Origin of the sequence: Arthrobacter sp. H14 (assembly GCF_000520495.1) — a bacterium.
Lineage (GTDB): Bacteria > Actinomycetota > Actinomycetes > Actinomycetales > Micrococcaceae > Arthrobacter_C.
On record NZ_KI914664.1, the window covers coordinates 26,300 to 27,279 of the forward strand.

1 protein-coding gene and 1 pseudogene are annotated in these 980 nt (G+C 64.0%); both read right to left on the reverse strand.

Going from position 1 to position 980, the window contains the following annotated elements; translation table 11 throughout:
• Nucleotides 1-201, reverse strand: a pseudogene (locus Y707_RS31540) (hypothetical protein); the annotation flags it as partial.
• Between the two features lie 12 nt (nucleotides 202-213).
• A complete protein-coding gene (locus tag Y707_RS0114340; protein ID WP_026535591.1) occupies nucleotides 214-927 on the reverse strand; it encodes an O-methyltransferase in 714 nt (237 codons plus the stop codon).
• Nucleotides 928-980 lie beyond the last annotated feature (53 nt).

The window sequence follows — 980 nt, forward strand, 5'->3', positions numbered from 1 at the left end:
GCCGCCGCCGCTTTCCTGCTCGAGACGGGCGCGGTGGCGTTCGATCACCTGGTCCAAAGTGGACTCATAACGCTGGTGGAATTCTTCCGGCATGATGTGGGCATACGTTTCGCGCAAGGTCTGGACGTGCGTCCGCGCGTATGCAGCGGCATCCTCGGGTCCGGCCCGGCGGATCTCATACTCGGGCAGCGGGACGGTCATGCCTCCATGCTATTAACGTACGACGGCGATGGCGAACCCGTCCCAGCCCTTCGCACCAACCGTCTGGATCGCCGTCGCATCGAGCCGGGGGTGGCTTCCGAGCAATTCGAGGGCTTCACGGGTGCCGCGGATATCCTCGTCTTCGACACTTCCTGCTCCAGCACCTCCCGCAGCTCCGCCGGTTTCTGAAGCGTCTTCGGCGACGGCGCCGTCGCGGATACTGCCGCCGCGGACGACATTATCCAGCACGATCACGCTTCCCGGCCGGGAAAGTTTGACCGCCCACTCAAGATAGTTCGGATTATTGGCCTTGTCCGCATCGATGAAGAACAGGTCGAAAGGCGCCTCGCCTGCCAGTGTGGGCAGGGTGTCCAGGGCTGCGCCGACGCGGATATCCACCTTGTCGGAAAGGCCGGCCCGCTCCAGGTTTGCAAGTGCGACTTCCGCGTGCCGGGGTTCGAACTCACAGCTGACGATCCGGCCGTCCCCGGGAATACCGCGTGCCATCCAGATGGTGCTGAACCCGCCCAGAGTACCGATTTCGAGCACTTTTCGCGCGCCCTGGATCTGCGCGAGCAGCATCAGCAGCTTCCCTTGGGCCGCGGTGACCTCGATGGCGGGCATACCGGCGTCGGCAGTGGCGCGTACCGCCTGCTCCAGCGCATCATCCGGTCCCACCACGGTGCGCTTAAGGTACTCGTCGACGTCGTTCCACTGGTCTTTCACGCTGACTCCTTCTTAGGTTCCGCTGGAATAGCGCTCAGCTGCCGCCGTCGATG